22 protein-coding genes are annotated in these 19349 nt (G+C 39.1%); 9 read left to right on the top strand and 13 right to left on the bottom strand.

All coding sequences use genetic code 11. The features are described 5' to 3' along the window. Window positions 1-6 precede the first annotated feature (6 nt). On the bottom strand, window positions 7-1455 hold the full coding sequence (locus ACLKML_RS08365; protein ID WP_413284940.1) for a M48 family metalloprotease: 1449 nt from the start codon (window positions 1453-1455) through the stop codon (window positions 7-9). 250 nt (window positions 1456-1705) lie between these two features. Between ACLKML_RS08365 and ACLKML_RS08360 the strand changes: the two genes are divergently transcribed. Then, a complete protein-coding gene (locus ACLKML_RS08360; protein WP_413284939.1) occupies window positions 1706-1936 on the top strand; it encodes a sulfurtransferase TusA family protein in 231 nt (76 codons plus the stop codon). Beyond that, complete coding sequence (locus tag ACLKML_RS08355; RefSeq protein ID WP_413284938.1) at window positions 1936-3012, top strand: AI-2E family transporter; 1077 nt, start codon at window positions 1936-1938, stop codon at window positions 3010-3012. The genes ACLKML_RS08360 and ACLKML_RS08355 overlap by 1 nt, the downstream gene beginning before the upstream one ends. A gap of 94 nt (window positions 3013-3106) precedes the next feature. On the opposite strand, the gene bcp is transcribed toward ACLKML_RS08355, so the two are convergent. Next, a complete protein-coding gene (bcp, locus tag ACLKML_RS08350) occupies window positions 3107-3574 on the bottom strand; it encodes a thioredoxin-dependent thiol peroxidase (RefSeq protein WP_413284937.1) in 468 nt (155 codons plus the stop codon). Between the two features lie 12 nt (window positions 3575-3586). Next, on the bottom strand, window positions 3587-4129 hold the full coding sequence (locus ACLKML_RS08345; protein WP_413284936.1) for a glycine cleavage system protein R: 543 nt from the start codon (window positions 4127-4129) through the stop codon (window positions 3587-3589). Window positions 4130-4335: 206 nt separating this feature from the next. On the opposite strand from ACLKML_RS08345, the gene dapA reads away from it, so the two are divergent. Both dapA and bamC read left to right on the top strand, forming a co-directional pair. Beyond that, window positions 4336-5214 carry a 4-hydroxy-tetrahydrodipicolinate synthase gene (gene dapA / locus ACLKML_RS08340; RefSeq protein WP_413284935.1) on the top strand — a complete coding sequence of 293 codons (879 nt, stop codon included), beginning with the start codon at window positions 4336-4338 and terminating at the stop codon, window positions 5212-5214. Between the two features lie 57 nt (window positions 5215-5271). Then, the gene (bamC, locus tag ACLKML_RS08335; RefSeq protein ID WP_413284934.1) at window positions 5272-6294 is read left to right on the top strand and encodes an outer membrane protein assembly factor BamC; all 1023 of its coding nucleotides are present in this window, start codon (window positions 5272-5274) and stop codon (window positions 6292-6294) included. Window positions 6295-6326: 32 nt separating this feature from the next. Here bamC and ACLKML_RS08330 read toward each other — a convergent pair whose 3' ends face one another. Genes ACLKML_RS08330 through ACLKML_RS08315 form a run of 4 tightly spaced genes read right to left on the bottom strand, consistent with a single transcriptional unit; the run spans window position 6327 to window position 8704 of the window. Beyond that, entirely contained in the window at window positions 6327-6515 is a 189-nt protein-coding gene (locus ACLKML_RS08330) for a DUF2897 family protein (RefSeq protein WP_413285857.1), read from the bottom strand. After that, window positions 6511-7200 (bottom strand): M15 family metallopeptidase, encoded by a 690-nt coding sequence (locus tag ACLKML_RS08325; protein ID WP_413284933.1) that lies wholly within the window; start codon window positions 7198-7200, stop codon window positions 6511-6513. Before ACLKML_RS08325 ends, ACLKML_RS08330 begins: the two co-directional genes overlap by 5 nt. Window positions 7201-7204: 4 nt before the next feature. Further along, complete coding sequence (gene dapE / locus ACLKML_RS08320; protein ID WP_413284932.1) at window positions 7205-8341, bottom strand: succinyl-diaminopimelate desuccinylase; 1137 nt, start codon at window positions 8339-8341, stop codon at window positions 7205-7207. Window positions 8342-8356: 15 nt separating this feature from the next. Further along, window positions 8357-8704, bottom strand: coding sequence for an ArsC family reductase (locus tag ACLKML_RS08315; protein ID WP_413285856.1), 348 nt, complete (start codon window positions 8702-8704; stop codon window positions 8357-8359). 242 nt (window positions 8705-8946) lie between these two features. On the opposite strand from ACLKML_RS08315, the gene ACLKML_RS08310 reads away from it, so the two are divergent. Continuing rightward, window positions 8947-9231, top strand: coding sequence for a winged helix-turn-helix domain-containing protein (locus tag ACLKML_RS08310; RefSeq protein ID WP_413284931.1), 285 nt, complete (start codon window positions 8947-8949; stop codon window positions 9229-9231). Window positions 9232-9354: 123 nt separating this feature from the next. Here the strand turns inward: ACLKML_RS08310 and ACLKML_RS08305 are convergent, their stop codons facing one another. Further along, complete coding sequence (locus ACLKML_RS08305) at window positions 9355-9702, bottom strand: DUF2956 family protein (RefSeq protein ID WP_413284930.1); 348 nt, start codon at window positions 9700-9702, stop codon at window positions 9355-9357. 86 nt (window positions 9703-9788) lie between these two features. Between ACLKML_RS08305 and ACLKML_RS08300 the strand changes: the two genes are divergently transcribed. The 4 genes from ACLKML_RS08300 (at window position 9789) to ACLKML_RS08285 (ending at window position 14202) form a co-directional block, all read left to right on the top strand. Then, window positions 9789-10247 (top strand): DUF2919 domain-containing protein, encoded by a 459-nt coding sequence (locus ACLKML_RS08300; RefSeq protein WP_413284929.1) that lies wholly within the window; start codon window positions 9789-9791, stop codon window positions 10245-10247. Window positions 10248-10443: 196 nt separating this feature from the next. After that, window positions 10444-11343 carry a Dyp-type peroxidase gene (locus ACLKML_RS08295; RefSeq protein ID WP_413284928.1) on the top strand — a complete coding sequence of 300 codons (900 nt, stop codon included), beginning with the start codon at window positions 10444-10446 and terminating at the stop codon, window positions 11341-11343. A gap of 209 nt (window positions 11344-11552) precedes the next feature. Next, entirely contained in the window at window positions 11553-12686 is a 1134-nt protein-coding gene (locus tag ACLKML_RS08290) for a flagellin (protein WP_413284927.1), read from the top strand. Window positions 12687-13071: 385 nt separating this feature from the next. Further along, window positions 13072-14202, top strand: coding sequence for a flagellin (locus tag ACLKML_RS08285; RefSeq protein ID WP_413284897.1), 1131 nt, complete (start codon window positions 13072-13074; stop codon window positions 14200-14202). A gap of 199 nt (window positions 14203-14401) precedes the next feature. On the opposite strand, the gene crr is transcribed toward ACLKML_RS08285, so the two are convergent. The 5 genes from crr to cysZ form a co-directional block, all read right to left on the bottom strand. Further along, entirely contained in the window at window positions 14402-14911 is a 510-nt protein-coding gene (gene crr / locus ACLKML_RS08280; RefSeq protein WP_317715521.1) for a PTS glucose transporter subunit IIA, read from the bottom strand. 46 nt (window positions 14912-14957) lie between these two features. Beyond that, on the bottom strand, window positions 14958-16685 hold the full coding sequence (ptsI, locus tag ACLKML_RS08275; protein ID WP_413284926.1) for a phosphoenolpyruvate-protein phosphotransferase PtsI: 1728 nt from the start codon (window positions 16683-16685) through the stop codon (window positions 14958-14960). A 150-nt stretch (window positions 16686-16835) separates the two neighbouring features. Further along, window positions 16836-17093, bottom strand: a complete 258-nt coding sequence (locus tag ACLKML_RS08270) for an HPr family phosphocarrier protein (protein WP_413284925.1) — start codon at window positions 17091-17093, stop codon at window positions 16836-16838. A gap of 299 nt (window positions 17094-17392) precedes the next feature. Next, the gene (gene cysK / locus ACLKML_RS08265; protein WP_413284924.1) at window positions 17393-18358 is read right to left on the bottom strand and encodes a cysteine synthase A; all 966 of its coding nucleotides are present in this window, start codon (window positions 18356-18358) and stop codon (window positions 17393-17395) included. Between the two features lie 154 nt (window positions 18359-18512). Next, entirely contained in the window at window positions 18513-19241 is a 729-nt protein-coding gene (gene cysZ, locus ACLKML_RS08260) for a sulfate transporter CysZ (RefSeq protein WP_413284923.1), read from the bottom strand. Window positions 19242-19349: the final 108 nt, after the last annotated feature.

The raw sequence follows: 19349 nt of genomic DNA, 5'->3' as shown, positions 1-19349 counted from the left end.
TTAGAATTATTGTAGTGATAAAAATCTATCACGCTGAACTAACAGTTGGTCGATTCTAGCATCATATCGAGCTTGATTTAAGCTACCTAATTCAGCTATTTGTCCTGCTTGAGTAAAGTTCTGTATTGCTTTATTCCAATTTGCTTTTAGAGCAAAAATTTCACCAAGAGCGGCAAGGTTTTGGTCTGTTTTTCCTTGTTGTCCGTAAGCGCTTGCAAGGAGTTGCCAACCAATCGTATCAGTAGGATTATCGTGAGTGTATCGTTGCAACAGGCTTACTGCTTCCGAGTAGTTGCTACTTTCAATTAGTGCGTTAGCGTAATTAATCAGTAATACTGGATTATTGGGCTTCTTATTTAAGGCGTTTTCAAGCATCTGTACCGCTTTTTTCGGTTTATTTTGATAAATATATAAATCCGTTAACGCATCAAGATAAAAGTCATTTAAAGCATCTTGTTTGAGTAACGATGTCAATATGGGTTCTGCTTCATCTAATTTTTTGCTATCTAGATACACGAGCGCTTTACCATAATTATAAGTGATGTTTAATGCAGCGTTATTTTTCTTTAATCTTCTTTCAAACCAGTCTAAAGCTGCATCAGGTTCAATACTGACATGTCTCGCTATAATTCTTGCTTTTGCTAAATGATACTCGATAGATGGGCCTAATTTTATTGGAGAATAATTTTGTGCTCTAGCTCTAGAGTCGGTAATCCGATCTTGTGGTAATGGGTGAGTGAGCAACATAGCAGGAGGTGTACTTGCATAGCGGTATTGGTCTGCTAATCGGCTAAAAAAGGTCGGCATAGCGTTTACGTCGAAGCCAGCTTTGGCTAGTGTACTGATGCCAAATCGATCTGCTTCTTTTTCATTGCTACGAGTATAGTTGATCTGACTTTGTATATTACCAGCAGTGGTGGCAGTAAACGCAGCAATGCCTGCTTCTGGTGCGGCTATAGCGAGTAATAACGATCCAGCCAGTGCGGCTATTGTTGCAGGAGATCGCCTAGCTTGTTCTTCCATACTTCTGGCTAAGTGGCGTTGGGTTACATGAGCAATCTCATGGGCAACGACCGATGCGAGTTCACTTTCGGTACTGGCATGTAGAAATAAACCAGAATGCAGCGCCACGTAACCACCAAAAAAGGCGAAAGCGTTAATATCACGATCTCTGATCATGAAAAATTTAAAAGGGGTTTTTACATCATCCGAATTGGCAACGAGCTTGTGGCCAAGGTTGGTAATGTATTCGTTTATAACCGGGTCATTCACAATCGGTTTACTGGCTCGAAGCATTCTCATGTAAGCATCACCATAAATCAGCTCTTGATCTATGGTTAAGGTGCCTGCAGCAGCTGTGCCAATATCGGGCAGGTCGTTATTGGCTGCACTCACAGGCATAGCCATATAAGCGGATAGGATTAAAGCGATGAGAGAGCGGGTTCTTTTCAGCATTGTTGTCGTATAAACTCCGAGTTTATTTCCAGTTAAGACCGCAAAATAACGGATTTGTTTCGGTTTATTGCAGTAAATCATTATCTCTTTTACAGCAAATTATTTCTCTCTGTTGTAACAAAAATAGTCACATAAAGCTCGAGATTTACTAAGTTTATTTTTATTATCATCAAGGGTAAGATGATAAAACAAGCCCTTGATAGCAAAACCCATTACAATATTCTCTTTATAATAAACATCGAACAATAGAATGAAACCTTATATCCTTGATTTACGTGAACAAGGTTGCCCTATGGCGCTCTTAATCGTAAAAAGAGCATGCAGTAACCTAGAGAATGATAAATTAATTGTTCAAATTAGAGATGTTAGCTCTAAGGATGATATTGTACGGTATTTACATAAACAGAATTTTTCGGTGCAAGTTGAGCAAACAAAACACCATTTCGAGTTAGTTGTTCATAAATTAGAGAGCTCATTTTAATGTTTGATATGATCAGTCGTTGGTATAAGCGACGTTTTTCAGATCCTCATGCCGCGAGTTTAGTTGCTATTCTCCTCGTTGGATTTATTACCATTTATTTTTTTGGGCACTTATTAGCGCCTTTACTAGTGGCTATCGTGCTTGCCTATTTGTTGGAATGGCCCGTGGTTCATATGGTGCGTTTGGGCACGCCTAGAGTCGTTTCGGTTATATTGGTACTGATTATATTTGTAGGGATAATGATACTTGCCGTATTTGGGTTGGTACCAACTATTTGGAAACAGGTCGGCAATTTAATTAACGATATACCAACTATGTATAACGGTTTTCAGGAGTTTTTGAAGACGATCCCAGAGCAATATCCGGAACTAGCGAATCTACAAATCGTTGAGTCAGTATTGGAAAATACCAAAACTCAGGTTCTAGGTTTGGGTGAAACGGTGGTTAAAGGCTCGCTTGCTTCGTTGATAAACTTAGCAGCTTTAGCTGTTTACATGATCTTAGTTCCGCTATTGATTTTCTTTTTATTAAAAGACAAAGAAGAAATGTTAGCAATATTCAGCGGTCTTCTTCCTCAAAACCGCCGTTTAGCAACAAAAGTGTGGAAAGAGATGAATCTACAGATCGCCAATTATATTCGCGGTAAAGTGGTTGAAATCTTAATCGTAGGATCATCGAGCTATATTACTTTTGCGCTACTAGACCTTCGTTATTCCGCTTTGCTTGCTGTTGCTGTTGGGTTATCTGTACTGATTCCTTATATTGGTGCGGCGGCTGTTACTGTGCCTGTGGCTATTGTTGGTTTGTTCCAATGGGGGTTGACTCCAGAGTTTTATTGGTTACTTGCCGCGTACGGTATTATTCAAACTTTAGATGGCAATGTATTAGTTCCAGTGCTGTTTTCTGAAGCCGTTAATCTTCATCCTGTTGCGATAATATGTGCAGTATTAGTGTTCGGCGGTTTATGGGGTTTCTGGGGGGTGTTTTTTGCCATTCCACTTGCCACACTAGTCAAAGCGGTATGGAATGCGATTAAAAACCAAGAAACATCCGAAGCGTTAACTATCACAGACTAAATAAGTGCCAAGATACAGAATAAAAAATCCCCCAAATCATAATGGGTCGGGGGAAGGGGGACATCGACAGTTTTAAAGATCAGCTTGAACGAGATTATTTTTCGGTCAAATAATCCAACACAACTTCATGGTGTGTTTTAGTTTTGAATTTATTAAATACATGCTCAATGATGCCATCTTCATTAATTAAAAAAGATATTCTGTGAAAGCCGTCATAAACTTTCCCCATGAACTTCTTCTCGCCCCATACACCAAATTTTTCTGCTGCTGAATGGTCTTCATCTGAAAGTAGCGTGAAATTTAATTCATCTCGTTCAATAAATTTACCTAGACGTTTTACTGGATCAATACTGACACCAAGAACCACCACATTTAGGTCATCAAGTTGTTTTTTTATATCTCTAAGGCCTTGTGCTTGTACTGTACAACCGGGAGTCATTGCTTTTGGATAAAAATAGAAAAGCACTTTCTTTCCTTTGAAATCGGAAATAGTCACTTCGTTACCATTTTGGTCGAGTAAAGTCACATCAGGTGCTGGTGTTCCGGCCGTTAATGTTTCCATTGCAGGTTTCCTTTATTGGCTATTTTTTATGAAATTGAGAGAACCTTGCACCGATAATTGGGTACAAAGCTGGTTAAAATCTTCTTGTAATTGCATCAAGTTATATTCTGCGTTTACTGCAGCTGTAATGGCGATTTGAAACAAATTATTGTCTCTGCTCAACTTGTGTTTATCTATAGTTTTTGCACTTAGAGAGGATAATTCTATATTTTTCTCAGCAAAAAACTGAGTAAACTGCTCTGTTAACCCTTTTTTATCATCTGATTCTACGTATATTTCGACAGTATAATTTTGATTTAATTCTTGGTGAGGAGAGGTGCGCTTCATCATGGTAATCAAGCCATGTTCTTGCCCTAGAGTTGGGAGCATTGTTTCAACACGGGTAATCGTATTCGTGTCACCAGATATCAGCATTAATAGGGTAAATTCGCTGCCAAATAATGCTATTCGACTGTCAACAATATTACAACCAGACTGAGTAACCAGTCTAACAATTTGATTGCATATTCCTGGTCGATCAGTACCTACTGCAGTAATGACTAAATGTTGAGGCATAAATGTCGCTTTTTTTTAAGTTATAAATCAATACTAGCACAATTGATATTTGGGTAAATAACAAACCAGTTTGTGGCTTTTTGTTGAATAAATGAATAAAAGGGTAATTATTGGCGTATTTAGTGTAAAGCATCACACTATAATCCCTTGTGTTTTCTCAGTTTCATGCATTACTATGCAGGTAGTTAAATTAAAGGGAGAGAGACATGTTTTCAGGAAGTATAGTAGCGTTAGTTACACCATTTAAAAGTGACGGTGAAGTAGATTACGATGGCCTTGAGAAATTAGTAAATTTCCATGTTGAATCGGGTACTGATGGTATCGTAGCAGTAGGTACAACAGGTGAATCAGCTACGTTGACTATTGAAGAGCATGTTAAGGTTGTAAACAAAATAGTAGAGTGTGCCGATGGTCGAATTTCGGTTATTGCAGGCACAGGTGCCAACGCAACTCACGAAGCTGTAACTTTTAGCCGTTTGCTAAATGATTCTGGCATTGATGGTGTTCTTAGTGTAACGCCTTACTACAATAAACCGACGCAAGAAGGGTTGTATCAACATTACAAAGCGATTAACGATGTAAGTGAAGTTCCAGTGATTCTTTATAATGTGCCGGGACGCACCGCGGTCGACCTTCTTCCAGAAACCGTTGCTCGTTTATCTAAACTAGATAAAATCGTTGCTATTAAAGACGCGACAGGCGATTTGAAAAGAGTTGCAATTCATCGTGAACTTTGTGGCGAAGATTTCGTCTTACTTAGTGGTGATGATGCAACTAGCCTAGAATTTATTCGATTAGGCGGTCAAGGTTTTATCTCTGTTACGAATAATGTGGCTGCTAAAGAAATGGCGACACAGTTCAAACTCACTCAACAAGGTAAGTTTGAAGAAGCAGCAGAAATTGATAAAAACCTAGCAGCATTACATAAAAATTTATTTGTTGAAGCGAGTCCAATTCCGGTTAAATGGGCAGTACATCAAATGGGGCTAATTAGTGACGGCAGTTTACGTTTGCCACTAACTGTGCTTTCTGAAGAAGCTCAACCTGTTGTATTGAAAACGCTTAAAGACACCGGAATATTATAAGTCGATATTAAATTCGGGATAACTTTATGTTCATCTCGAATTTTATTAGGAGTACAGATGAAGTTTTCTCATCAGCTAGTGATTGGTTCACTGGCTGTTCTTGTTTTAAGTGCATGCGCGAGCAGCCCAGAACAAAGACGCCAAGCTAAAGATGATTTTGAATATCTAGACACGGTTGCTTTTGATTCATGGACGGTTCAAGAAGACGCGATTGGAGAGTTCTACCCGAACTATGATATTCCGTCTGGTGAATATCAAGGTCCGATAGGTTCAGAGGTTGATATTCGACCACCACAACAAGTCTTAGAATTAATACCCGGTGCTCGATCTGAAGTTAAAGATGGGGTAGTCACACTCTGGTTACTTCAAGAAACAGAGTTAGATAAAGTATGGAATACTTTACGCCAATTGATCAGTGATAGAAATATTCAATTAGTCGACGATAGTGATAAACATATTGAGACCGATTGGATATCTTGGCAGTCTGAAGATGAAGAAAACCTAATAGAAGCACGTTATTTGTTTGAACAATTTGTTGCTAATAATCGACATGGTTTTAAAGCAACACTAATTGATTGGAAAGAAAACGGTACAGAGAAAGAGGTGAGTATCACCAACAAAGAACGATACAATACTTTTATGACCAACGTCATTACTTCTACTTATGATCAAAACTTAAGAGCAGAAGCGGAACTTAAAGCGCTTGAGTTGGTTAAGCAAATACCGATCAGTATGGGTAAAGATAGAAGTGGCTTACCGGTTATCATTGCTCGTTCGCCTTACAACGTATTCTGGCAAAGAACTACTAATATATTGCCTTTAGTTGGATTTGATTTAGAGGAACGGAATCAATCTCAGGGCTTAATAAAGGCAAAATATTCGTCTCCTGACGATGAGTTTTGGACTTCGATAGGAACTAAGCCGTTACAACTTGAAAGTAAAACTTATACTTTCCTTCTTGGCGATTTAGGCAACCGTACCTCGGTAAACATTACTGATAGCTCAGGTAAACCAGTAACAGAAGAAGTTCTTCAGTCTATTGTTCCAGTATTGACTGCGGTGATAGAGAATCAAGAATAGCTTTTTATTGCTTAATGTAAGAAAAGAGGGCGCTATTTAGTGTCCTTTTTTTTGTGTTGTGTTTGTCGTTGTTTATCTAATTCGTTCAGTTTATCTAAATCGCTTTTTTCTTTGTTCTGGCCAAACTTCATGTTGGCGGTATATTTTAATGCGGCAATGTTACCCACAACCACACTAACAATAATAATACTAATGACCCAAGGGTTTAAAAGAAATTCAATCATACGACGTGCTCCGGCAGATGTTGGTTATATAGTGAGTATATATTTGTTCAAAACTCTCATAAATCACTGGAAAACCAAATACATTCTGCTGTTCTAGTGTTTCGAGAATCAACGATTTAGATAAGTTTTCTAGAGACGATTCACTGGTTGTAAAATGACTAATATGCCAAGGTTCAGGAGCAATCCCTCCTAGATCGATCTTATAGGGAAAGAAAAAGCCGAACTGGGTTAAGTTTTGTGTAAGCCAGTGGTAAAAAGGGGCTTGATGTCCGGTTAAATATTCCCATGGTTCTAACTGTAAACGACAATTTGTAGGCAGTAAGTTTTTAGCATAAATATCGAGGTCTGTTCCCCAGTGGTGTCGACTGGTTCCGGGAATAGCTGACCAACGTAAAATAGCAAATAAACGCTCTCTATCTGTGAGAGAGTCGTGATCTAACGCTTGACTTGCTGAATCCAAAATCGCCGTTTTACCCGAAAACTTATTATTCCAGATCTGTTTTTGCCGCTCGAAATTTCGAAAACCACTTGCCACTTCAAGCTGAAAGCCAGCTTTATCAGCAGCATCAATAAGATGAAGTAAATCCCCTTGAATAAGAGTGTTGATTTTTACTGTTTGGAATTTTGTCTGAGCGAGGTTCAGATGAGATTCCGTTAATCCTATTAATTGCTGCTGATTCATCAGTTTATTGACCAAATAACTTTTGCAGTGTTTTTTCATACATGTCGGTCAGCTTCTCAAGATCAGCAATACTGACACATTCATTAACTTTATGAATGGTAGCGTTTATAGGACCAAGTTCTATTACCTGACAATCCATTCGAGCAATAAAGCGTCCATCGGAGGTTCCTCCAGTGGTTAACAATTGCGGCTTGGTATGATTTATCTCTTCAACGGCTTCTACTACCGCATCGAGAAGTGCACCACGATCCGTTAAGAAAGGGTCGCCATTAAAGGTCCAGTCCAATTCATAATCTAAACCAAAAGAGTCTAATGTTGAATGAACTCGACGCATTATCTCTTGGTTATTTAATTCGGTGCTAAAGCGCATATTAAACTGAACGTTAAACTCACCTGGGATCACATTCGAAGCACCTGTGCCGGATTGAAGGTTTGGGATTTGGAAACTGGTTGGAGGAAAGTACTCATTACCGTCGTCCCATTTTGTGTTAACCAGTTCAGCAAGGGCGGGCAGAGCTTGATGAATAGGGTTGTTGGCTAAATGCGGATAGGCAACATGACCTTGTACCCCTTTTACCTTTATATCGCCAGTGATAGACCCTCGACGGCCATTTTTAATAATATCACCAGTGAAATGAGTACTAGAAGGCTCACCTACAATACACATATCAATATTTTCACCACGTTCCATCAAAGCTTCAACAACTTTAACGGTACCGTTGATAAAAGGTCCTTCTTCATCAGACGTGATCAGAAAGCCTATTGATCCTGTGTGATTGGGGTTTTCTGCTATAAATCGTTCTACTGCAACTACCATGCAGGCTAACGAACCCTTCATATCGGCAGCTCCGCGCCCATGTAAGTGTCCATCAATAATGGTTGGTTCAAACGGAGGTGTATGCCATTGGTCAACGGGACCAGATGGCACAACATCTGTGTGGCCAGCAAAAGCGAAAAGAGGGGCTTGAGTACCACGTCTAGCCCAAAAGTTGGTGGTGTCGTCAAATACCATCACTTCGATTTCAAATCCTAGCGCTTTCAGTCGTTCCATCATTACCACTTGGCAACCTGCGTCTTCAGGAGTGACAGATTGGCGGCTAATTAAATCTTTTGCTAGTGCTAGTACAGGGCTGTTGCTCATTTTAGAAAAATCCTTTTATTTGAATATGTCTGTATACATTGGTGCTTTAAAACCAACATAAAATTGGTCATCTACTTTTAATATCGGCCGCTTAATCATCGCTGGGAACTCAACTAAAAGAGCAACCGCTGATTGTTCATTTAATGCTTCTTTCTGTTCTGAAGATAATTGGCGGTAGGTCGTGCCTCTTTTGTTTAAAACTTGTTCCCAACCCAGTTTTTGGCAAAATAATTCGACTAAATCTGAATCAATACCTTGTTTGCGATAATCATGAAAATCAAAATTGATATCAGCCTCTTGCAGCCACTTCTTTGCTTTTTTTATCGTGTCGCAATTTGGAATACCATACATGGTAATCATTATTATTTTTCCTTATGTTTGAACTCTAGCTTGAATCCTATCAGGAACATGGCTTACAGACAAAGTAACTCAGCTTAACGATCAAATGTAATCTATTAAACAAATTATCTTAATCCTGATGAATAATGTGTTCTTATTGATCGAACGCAAAAACAATCACTGCGAAAAAGAAATAATACGGGGTACTGTGAATTTAAATTCCTGAAATGATGAGTCGTTGACTTAACGCTGTATTGGAGAGAGCAATGGATTTGAGTCCTGTTTTTGCGAGAAGGTTATATTTAGCTCTTTTAGTAGAAAAATTAGAAAGACCAAACGTACCTAAATTAATTGAAAAAACGGGCTGGCCACGCAGAACCATTCAAGATGTGTTAAAAGCATTACCGGGTATTGGTATTGAGCTTATTTTTGTGCAAGATGGCAGAAGGCATAACGATGGTTATTATCAGCTTTCAGATTGGGGACCATTCGATAGTCAATGGGTGTTAGAGCGGCGGGGAGAAATTGCGTCTGCGTTGCTTGACCGTTAATAGCACCGAGTGTGCTAATTTAATCAACGGCGTTAAGCTTATCTAATCAAACCAACAAAAAGTGCAACTTTGAACGTTGCACTTTTTTGTTGTCAAAATAATATCTATTTACAAATACAGTATTTACTGCAAAAACAAATAGGCTGAAAACCCTAACCAACTTAGCAGTAGTAATAGCCACGGCTGTTTTTTTGTCTGGCTATTCGATGTGTTTGTTTCAACGTGCTCTGATGTGCTTTCAGTTGGGCTACTTGCCTGTTGTTGTTTGAGTTTTTGGTTTTTCTTTCGTGTTTTATCAGCTTGGCGTTTTTTTTCTTTTTGTTGCTTCTTATACAACGAAATACCTTTTTCAATGCCTTGCGCAATGAGTTTTGTTTGTTCTTTGCTTTGGCCCTGTTTTTGTGTCGCCTTAGCAATTTTGATTGCTTCAGCTTGAGATTCGGTTGAAATCGTTTGTTTTGTTGGGGTCATAAAAAAATCTTACAGAAAAATGAGTAACCTAGCTAGATTATATGATATATCTTCTTAGATAAATAACTTGATGAATAATGTGATCAGTGCGTTACACAATTGAAGAATATAATAGTGATGGATTTCTAAAAGCACCAATATGGTTGTGGCTAGGTTGGCTACTTTTAGCTAAGGCGTGGATCGTTTTTGTGGTGGCGGGTGCCAGTCGAAATGTAGGGGCGACATTACTGGAAATTATCTATCCAGTGCATTCAACCTTGTATATCGGCTTGGTAGCTGGTTTTCCTGCCATTACACTTATGTGGTTACTTGGTTTGCGCAAAACAGAACGAAAGCTGATTTGCCGCTTGTTAACGCATGGCAAGAGCTACACTATTTTTACTGTGTCAATTCAGTTGATTTTAGTCAGCTATCAAATTTATTTAGATGATGTTCAGTTTAGCTGGCCCAATGCTATCACCTTAGTGAGTTTATTGTGGTTGCTTATTTATGTTGTAAAAAGTCGGCGAGTTCGTGATTGTTTTCGTTCGCCATTATTGACATAAATTATGGAAAACTTATTTAATGGCTAACAGTGGCCGTTGGTTTTTACTCATGGATTCGAGTGTGATACAAGATTAGTATTGAAGGCAAGTTTGAACTTGTTAGGTATGTAATTCCCTCGATTGGATGTCGCCGTTTATCTGCACTTCCAAGTTGTTGGGAGATAGAATTTTACAATATGTATGTGGAGACAACGCTATGGCGTCATATCAATCGGCTATTGTTCCAGTTACTGGACCATTTGCACTTTATGTCCAATTAAAAATAAATTCACAGGCAAAGCAAGTTATTGCCCAACTTAAAGCCCTACCTAAATTGGTAGAAGAGTTGAACCAGAGTCAATCTGGTGCGGCTTTAACCTGTTCTTTGGCTTTTAGTCGTGGTTTTTGGGCGCAGACCAATCAACCTATGCCAGAGCAATTGATTGATTTTTCTCAACTTGGAGAAGGCGATATTACTGCCCCAGCAACCGATGTGGATGTTTTGATTCACTGTCACTCTAATCGTCACGATCTCCATTTTTATCTGTTTAGAAAATTGATGGCAGAAATACAAGATAGCGTTGATGTTGTTGATGAAACGTACGGCTATCGTTACTTAGATGCCCGAGATATGACCGATTTTATTGATGGAACAGAAAATCCACAAGGCGCAGATCGAGAGCAAGTAACGATAATTCCTGATGGTGACTTTGCTGGTGGTAGTTATGTCATGGCACAACGGTTTGTGCATAATTTACCTGCATGGAATCGTTTATCCATTTCTGCTCAAGAAAAAATCATTGGCCGTACTAAACCGGATTCTATAGAGCTTGACGATGTACCGGCTGCTTCTCATGTTGGTCGCGTTGATATTAAAGAACAAGGTAAAGGGCTTAAAATCGTTAGGCAAAGCTTACCTTATGGCTCTGTAACGGGTGAGCATGGCCTGTTTTTTATTAGTTATTGTAATCAACTACATAATATTAAAGTTATGTTAGACAGTATGTATGGCGTTACAGATGGCAAAACTGATCAAATGTTACGTTTTACTAAAGCAGTCACTGGGGCTTATTTCTTTGCGCCATCGAGCGAAATGTTACAGGCATTAGACGTATAATAGCGGTTGTTTCATTGCTATATAGAGCAGTCTCCAAATAAAAGCTTGAAATAAACAAGTAACAACAATGAAAAGAGAGCATATGGCTCTCTTTTTTGCTTTTATTACGTTCGTTTTTACTTTTTGTTGCATTGGTTTTTATTTTTTGTCGCTAAAGTTATCAAAGTGTTTGCCGTTAACTTGCTGATACTCCGATCTGAGAAGGTTATATGGCCGTTACTGTTAATACCAATGTTTCAGCATTGATTGCACAAAAGAACTTAAGTCTATCAACTGATATGTTGAATCAGTCTTTAGAACGTTTGTCTTCAGGAAGCCGTATCAATAGTGCAAAAGATGACGCGGCTGGACTGCAAATATCAAACCGACTTGAATCTCAAATGCGAGGTTTAGATGTGGCGGTTCGGAATGCGAATGACGGTATTTCTATTATGCAAACCGCTGAAGGTGCGATGAAAGAAACCACCAATATTTTGCAAAGAATGCGAGACCTGTCGTTACAATCATCTAATGGTTCCAACAGCAAATCTGAACGAATTGCTATTCAAGAAGAAGTGATTGCCCTTAATGATGAATTAAATAGAATTGCAGAAACCACATCATTTGCTGGAAAAAAATTGTTGAATGGCAGCTTTGCTAGTTCGTCATTTCAAATTGGCGCCTCATCTGGAGAAGCGGTTCAAGTTAGTTTGCAGAATATGCGGTCTGATACTGTTAATATGGGTGCGGTTAGTTATGTAGCGAATGGCATGGCAGATCAAAATTGGCAGGTTAAACAAGGTCAAAATCAATTGGTGATGAACTACATCAATGATAAAGGCGGCGAAGAGACGATTCATATAAAGGCCAAACAGGGGGATGATATTGAAGAGCTAGCGACTTATATTAATGGCCAAACTGATGCTGTATCTGCTTCTGTTAATGAAGATGGCCAATTGCAAGTCGTTATTGCAACGAATCAATTATCTGGATCAGTTAATTTTAGTGGTAGCTTAGCGAATGAGCTCGATCTTTCTGGGCCAATAATAGAAACCGTCGATGATCTCGATCTGACGACTGTCGGTGGCTCTCAGCGAGCAGTGGCTATTATTGATAACGCGATGAAGTTTGTTGACGGCCATAGAGCCGAACTGGGTGCTTACCAAAATAGATTTGGTTATGCGATAAGTAATTTAGACAATATTCATGAAAATTTAGCCAGTTCCAATAGTCGTATTAAAGATACCGACTTTGCTAAAGAGACCACTAAGATGATTAAGCAACAAATTTTGCAACAGGTGAGCACTACGATTTTGGCTCAAGCAAAGCAAGCTCCTAATTTAGCTTTAACGTTACTCGGTTAACCTTTTTTCAGCGTTATCACTTTTTAGTTTACCTCTTTTTCACCTTGCCACACTATTTCGTCTTCTCACTTTTTTTGTCACCGGGTTACTTCGTTTTACCAAGCTGTTTCGTCTTACTTGAATAAAAATGAAAAGCACTAAAGTGAAAATTAATTTGCGTATATCGACTGTCGGGATAAATACTTGAGTTTTTATTGATTATTAAGCTAATAATTTTTGTTATTGCTCATATTTAGATTAGTTATTAATTTTTTTATTAATTTTGTGCATTTTTTTCTAAAGATATCCGAAATAGTGCCGTTATAAAAAGTAACTTTGAGAGAACTACTTGGTTTTCCGAGACGTCGGAAACCGCTTTAAACGGAAAATCAATTGGAGAATTACCATGGCAGTTAATGTAAATACAAACGTAGCAGCAATGACAGCACAACGTCATTTATCTAGCGCAGCAAGCGACCTAAATACGTCAATGGAACGCTTATCATCTGGTTTCAAAATTAACAATGCAAAAGACGACGCTGCAGGTTTACAAATTTCGAATCGTTTGAATGCCCAGAGTCGTGGTTTAGACGTAGCGGTACGAAATGCCAACGACGGCATTTCAATTGCGCAAACAGCAGAAGGGGCAATGAAAGAGACCTCAAATATCCTGCAACGTGTCCGTGATTTGTCTTTGCAATCGGCGAATGGCTCGAACTCAAAGCAAGAGCGAGTAGCGATTCAAGAAGAAGTGACGGCGTTAAACGACGAATTAAACCGTATAGCAGAAACGACCTCTTTTGGTGGAAATAAGTTGTTGAACGGTACGCATGGAACGAAATCCTTCCAAATAGGAGCGGACAATGGTGAGGCGGTGATGCTGAACCTAAAAGACATGCGTTCAGACAATGCCATGATGGGCGGTAGCGAATACAAAGCTGAAAACGGTCAAGGTAAAGATTGGAGTGTAGCTCAAGATGCGAGCATGACAATCAGCTTGACGGATAAGTTTGGTGATGCGCAAGAGTATGTTATCAACGCAAAAGCGGGCGATGATATTGAAGAGCTAGCCACGTATATCAATGGTCAGCAAGACGATGTAAGTGCATCAGTAGATGAAGAAGGTCGTTTGCAAGTGTTTGCGGGAAACAATAGCGTAGACGGAGAGGTTTCTTTTAGTGGTAGCCTAGCGAGCGAACTTGGTATGAGTGGTCCAACGGCGGTCACGGTTGATACAATTGATGTGACTAGCGTAGGTGGAGCACAAAACGCGGTAGCAGTGGTGGACGCGGCGATGAAATACGTGGACAGTCACCGTAGTGAGTTGGGAGCCTTCCAAAACCGTTTTGACCATGCGATAAATAACTTAGATAACATAAATGAAAACGTGAATGCATCGAACAGTCGAATTAAAGACACAGATTTCGCGAAAGAAACCACAGCGATGACTAAGTCTCAGATTTTACAACAAGCTTCAACGTCGATACTTGCACAAGCTAAACAAGCACCAAACACAGCGCTGAGTTTATTAGGATAAGACAGTTTACTAAGGTAACTGAAGTCCATTAGGTAATTAATCAATGAAAGCCCAGCCAGAAATGGCTGGGCTTTTTGTTTTAGGTAAAGGCAAATAGTATTTTCTGGCAATAGATATCGAAGAATAGATAAAAAAAAACCGCAGATAAAATCTGCGGTTTTTTTAACAGTTTAAGCTGTAGCTTCTTTAAACTAGTCGCTTACTTAGTTACGCGTAGCACAGGGCTTTCACCAACAGTCACGGCACCAGAAAGTTTATTTAACTCTTTGATTTCGTCCATATTAGAAATAACCACAGGTGTTAGAGTTGATTTTGCTTTTTCTTCTAAGAATGCTAAATCAAATTCAATCACTGTATCGCCAGCTTTAACCGCTTGGCCTTCTTCTGCTATACGGGTAAAACCTTGACCTTTCAGTTCTACTGTATCGATACCGAAGTGAACAAATAGCTCAACACCGTCATCAGATTCAATAGAGAACGCATGGTTAGTTTCAAAAATTTTACCAATTGTCCCGTTTACTGGTGCTACCATCTTGTCGCCAGAAGGTTTGATAGCGATACCGTCGCCAACAATTTTTTCTGCAAATACTACATCTGGTACATCTTCGATGTTTACTATTTCGCCAGAAATTGGTGCGATGATTTCGATTGCCCCCGCATCAGCGCTATCATCAGATACTAGCTTCTTAAGCTTGTCAAACAGACCCATGTTGTGCTCCTAAACGTTTAATTTTTTTCTATTCTATCGAATTATATTAGCAGTTGGATTTTTCTGCGATAAATTTTTCAACATGAGCTTCAATTTCTGCTGCAGTAGCCATTTCTAAAGCTTGATCAGCCATAGCTTTCACTTCTGCATAATCTGCATTTCGGATTATTTTCTTAACGCTTGGAATTGAAATGCCACTCATACTGAATTCGTCTAGGCCCATACCTAGAAGAAGTAGAGTTGCGCGTTCATCACCAGCTAACTCACCACACATACCTGTCCATTTGCCTTCTTTATGAGAAGCATCGATTACCTGTTTAATAACGGTTAATACCGCAGGTGATAGTGGATTATATAAGTGAGAAATTAGCTCATTACCACGGTCTACAGCTAGAGTATACTGAGTTAAGTCGTTTGTACCAATACTAAAGAAAGAAACTTCTTTGGCTAAGTGGTGTGCAATTGCCGCTGCGGCTGGTGTTTCAACCATTACGCCAATCTCAATTTCTTCATCAAATGCTAGATTTTCTGCACGAAGTTCTGCTTGATATGTTTCAATTGCTTGTTTAAGTTCACGAATTTCTTCAACAGAAATAATCATAGGGAACATAATACGCAGCTTACCGTGAGCAGAAGCACGTAATATACCGCGAAGTTGATCTCGAAGGATTTCACGGCGATCTAAGCTGATTCGAATAGCACGCCAGCCTAGAAACGGGTTCATCTCTTGAGGAAGATCTAAGTAAGGGAGATCTTTGTCACCGCCGATATCCATAGTACGAATGATAACGGACTCACCTTGCATTGACTCCGCCACTTCTTTATAGGCGTGATATTGTTCTTCTTCCGTTGGAAGAGAGCTACGATCCATAAATAAAAATTCAGTACGGTACAAGCCAACGCCTTCACCACCGTTACGTAAAATACCAGCGCAGTCTTTTACTGTTCCGATATTACCGCACACTTCCACTCTGTGGCCGTCAGTGGTGATCGCTGGTAAATCTTTTAATTTAGCCAGTTCTTCTTTTTCAGCAAAAAAAGCATCGCGGAATGTTTGAGCTTCAGCGAGTTCTGCTTCTGAAGGATTAACAATGATTTTGTTATTAATCGCATCAAGGATTAACATGTCGCCATTTTTTACTTTAGCGGTCACATCGTTAGTTCCAACAATCGCTGGAAGTTCCAGTGAACGAGCCATAATAGAAGTATGCGAAGTACGACCACCAATATCACAAGCAAAACCAAGTACATAATCAAGGTTGATTTGTGCAGTTTCAGATGGCGTTAAATCGTATGCAACCAAAATAACTTCTTCATCAATATCGGCAAGAGAAACAATGTTGATACCAAGTGCGTTTTTAACGAATCGAGTACCGATATCTCGAATATCAGTTGCGCGCTCTTTAAGGTACTCATCATCTAAAGATTCAAGTGCTGTAGCTTGCTCTTCAATAACGGTATGAATTGCGTTATCAACAGGCATCTTATCTTTTTTAACTAGTGTTAAGATTTCTTCTTCTAGCTCTTCATCTTCAAGTAACATGATATGGCCTTCGAAGATTGCTTCTTTTTCTTCGCCAAATGTTTCTAGAGCTTTTTGTTTGACAATACCAAGTTGATGAGCAGATTTGTCACGTGCTTCGTAAAAACGTTTTACTTCGCTTTCAACTTGATCATCAGAAATTGTGTGTGTGTTTAAAACAATTTCATCTTCTTGAAGTAGTAGTGCTTTACCAAAAGCAATACCTGGAGATGCTAAAATGCCTGAAATCATAGCTTTACCTTAAATTGGTCAACAGTATAGAGAGTAAAAGAAGAGTAACTATTGTATGTTTAGTAGAATTTTGCCTCTAAGTCCAACAAAGCCATTTTGCTTTGTTGGACTTAGAGGCAAAATGGCTTTGATTTTTAGAATTTGAGACGATTAATCTAGCTTGTCCATCAATGCTACTAGGTGGTCTACTGCTGCTTGAGCTTGTGCACCTTCAGCGGAGATAGTAACTACCGTACCTTTTACTAGGCCTAGAGTTTGTAGCTTGAACAAACTTTTTGCACTAGCGCTTTTACCGTTAGAAGTCACTGTGATGTCTGCGTCAAATGATTTTGCTTCTTTAACGAATTGTGCAGCTGGACGAGTGTGAAGACCATTTTCTGCTGTGATTTCTACTTGCTTTTGATACATGTGATATACCCCAATCGATTTATTTATTGTTTAAGTACTGGCTTAATTTGACTTATTAGTCGCCTTGTAAAATATAGAACATAATTAGCGTGCTATAAATTGTTGACCAGTAAAGCGAGATATTTGTTATTAAATGTTATCTCGTTGCTTAATTTTCTGTATTTATTGTTTTATTTCTAGCTTCAAAATAAAACATGTCCTGATAGTACCAAACGAATAGTAAGGATCAACAAAAAAGCCCCAGAAAGGGGCTTTTTTAGTGAAAATTTTGATTTAAGCACACTTTTTTTACAAAAATGTTAACCGTTTTCTTTCTCAGTAAACAGTCCTGCAAATAAAGCCGTACTTAAATAACGTTCACCTGAGCTTGGTAGTACCGCCACAATGGTTTTACCTTCAAACTCGGGTAACGCTGCAATACGGTTAGCTGCAACAATTGCTGCGCCTGATGAGATACCCGCTAGAATACCTTCTTCTTCCATTAAGCGACGCGCCATTTCAATTGCTTCGTCTGAAGTAACGGCTTCTACGCGGTCTAGTAGCGTTAGATCAAGGTTCTCAGGAATAAATCCTGCACCTATACCTTGGATCTTATGCGGTGCGGGTTGAATTGCGTCTCCAGCTAATGCTTGCGCAATAACTGGTGATTCAGCTGGTTCTACAGCAACCGCCGTGATTGCTTTGCCTTTTTCGCCTTTCAGGTAACGAGCTGTACCAGTGATTGTGCCACCAGTACCAACACCAGCAACGAATACATCGATTTCGCCATCGGTTGCATCCCAAAGTTCTGGACCAGTTGTTTGTTCGTGAACCGCTGGGTTTGCTGGGTTGTTGAATTGTTGTAGTAATAAATATTTTGCCGGATCGCTTGCAACAATTTCTTCTGCTTTAGCAATCGCGCCTTTCATACCTTTTGCAGCTTCAGTTAATTCTAGGTTTGCGCCTAGAGCTTTAAGAAGTTTACGACGCTCAAGGCTCATAGATTCAGGCATAGTTAGCGTTAACTTGTAACCACGAGCAGCAGCAACAAAGGCAAGTGCGATCCCTGTGTTACCACTTGTTGGTTCAACAAGCTCAATACCTGGCTTTAGCTTACCTGATTTTTCTGCTTCCCAGATCATGTTAGCGCCGATACGGTCTTTAACACTGAAGCTTGGGTTACGAGATTCAACTTTCGCTAACACTTTGCCACCGCTTACTTTATTTAGGCGAACAAGGGGAGTATTACCGATAGTTAGAGAGTTATCTTCAAAAATTTTGCTCATTTTGTATTGTCCTTTTCTACACGCGATGACATATTTTGTGTCGTTGATGAGCATAATAATGCTTATTGAAAAAAGCAAAAAGACCCAAAAGTTATATCATATTAAAGAACGCTATTTTCTGTTTGTTTTTCAAAGCGTTTATTCGTTTCTATATTCAGTGTTTTTGTTTAAATTCGTTTACCCAAATAGCAGTAGCACCGCATACTGCTACTGGCATAACAATAAGATTTAAAATAGGAATAGCGGTAAAAAACGCAACGCAGAAACCAAAGCCATATGCTTTAGTTTGGTTTTGCTTTAGATCTTGACGCATGGTGTGAAAAGGAATTTTATGGTTATCGAACGGGTAGTCACAATACTGAATGGCCATAACCCAAGCAGAGAAAATAAACCAAAGAATGGGTGCAACCGTTTGTCCTAAAGCAGGAATGAGCAATAGGATGAAGAGACCTAGTGCTTTTGGCGCAAAATAAACGATTTTTTGCAGTTCTCTAGCAATAATTCTTGGTGCATCTTTTATTATGCTTACTAAATTTTGGTCACTATCAAGCTTACCGCTTAGTTTTTCTTCTACCTTTTCGGCTAGTAATCCATTAAATGGAGAAGCAATTAAGTTGGCTAATGTACTAAATAAATAAGAAAAAGTACCAAGAATTGTAATAGTCAGTATTGGCCATAAAAGATAAGAGAGCCAAGATAACCAATCAGGTACGTAAGACATCCAGCCCGTTATCCAATCATTAAGGTGAGAGAATAAATAAAATAGTGCCCCACCGACTAATATAATGTTGGTCAGGAGTGGTAAAATAACAAATCGACGAATACCTGGAGTTAATGCGAGTTGAATTCCTTGGAAAAAATAACCGAAGCCGCTTTGTTTCATTTCTATTTCTCTTTCTGAAGTGATAGAAAGGTATTGTACCTAGGGTTGTAAAACTTTCAAAATGAGAAAAGCGTGTTAGTTATCACAAGCTGGTTTACACTAGCTATA

Source organism: Vibrio sp. MA40-2 (assembly GCF_047302445.1).
In the GTDB taxonomy this organism is placed as follows: Bacteria; Pseudomonadota; Gammaproteobacteria; order Enterobacterales; family Vibrionaceae; genus Vibrio.
This window is presented reverse-complemented; position numbering and strand designations above follow the sequence as displayed.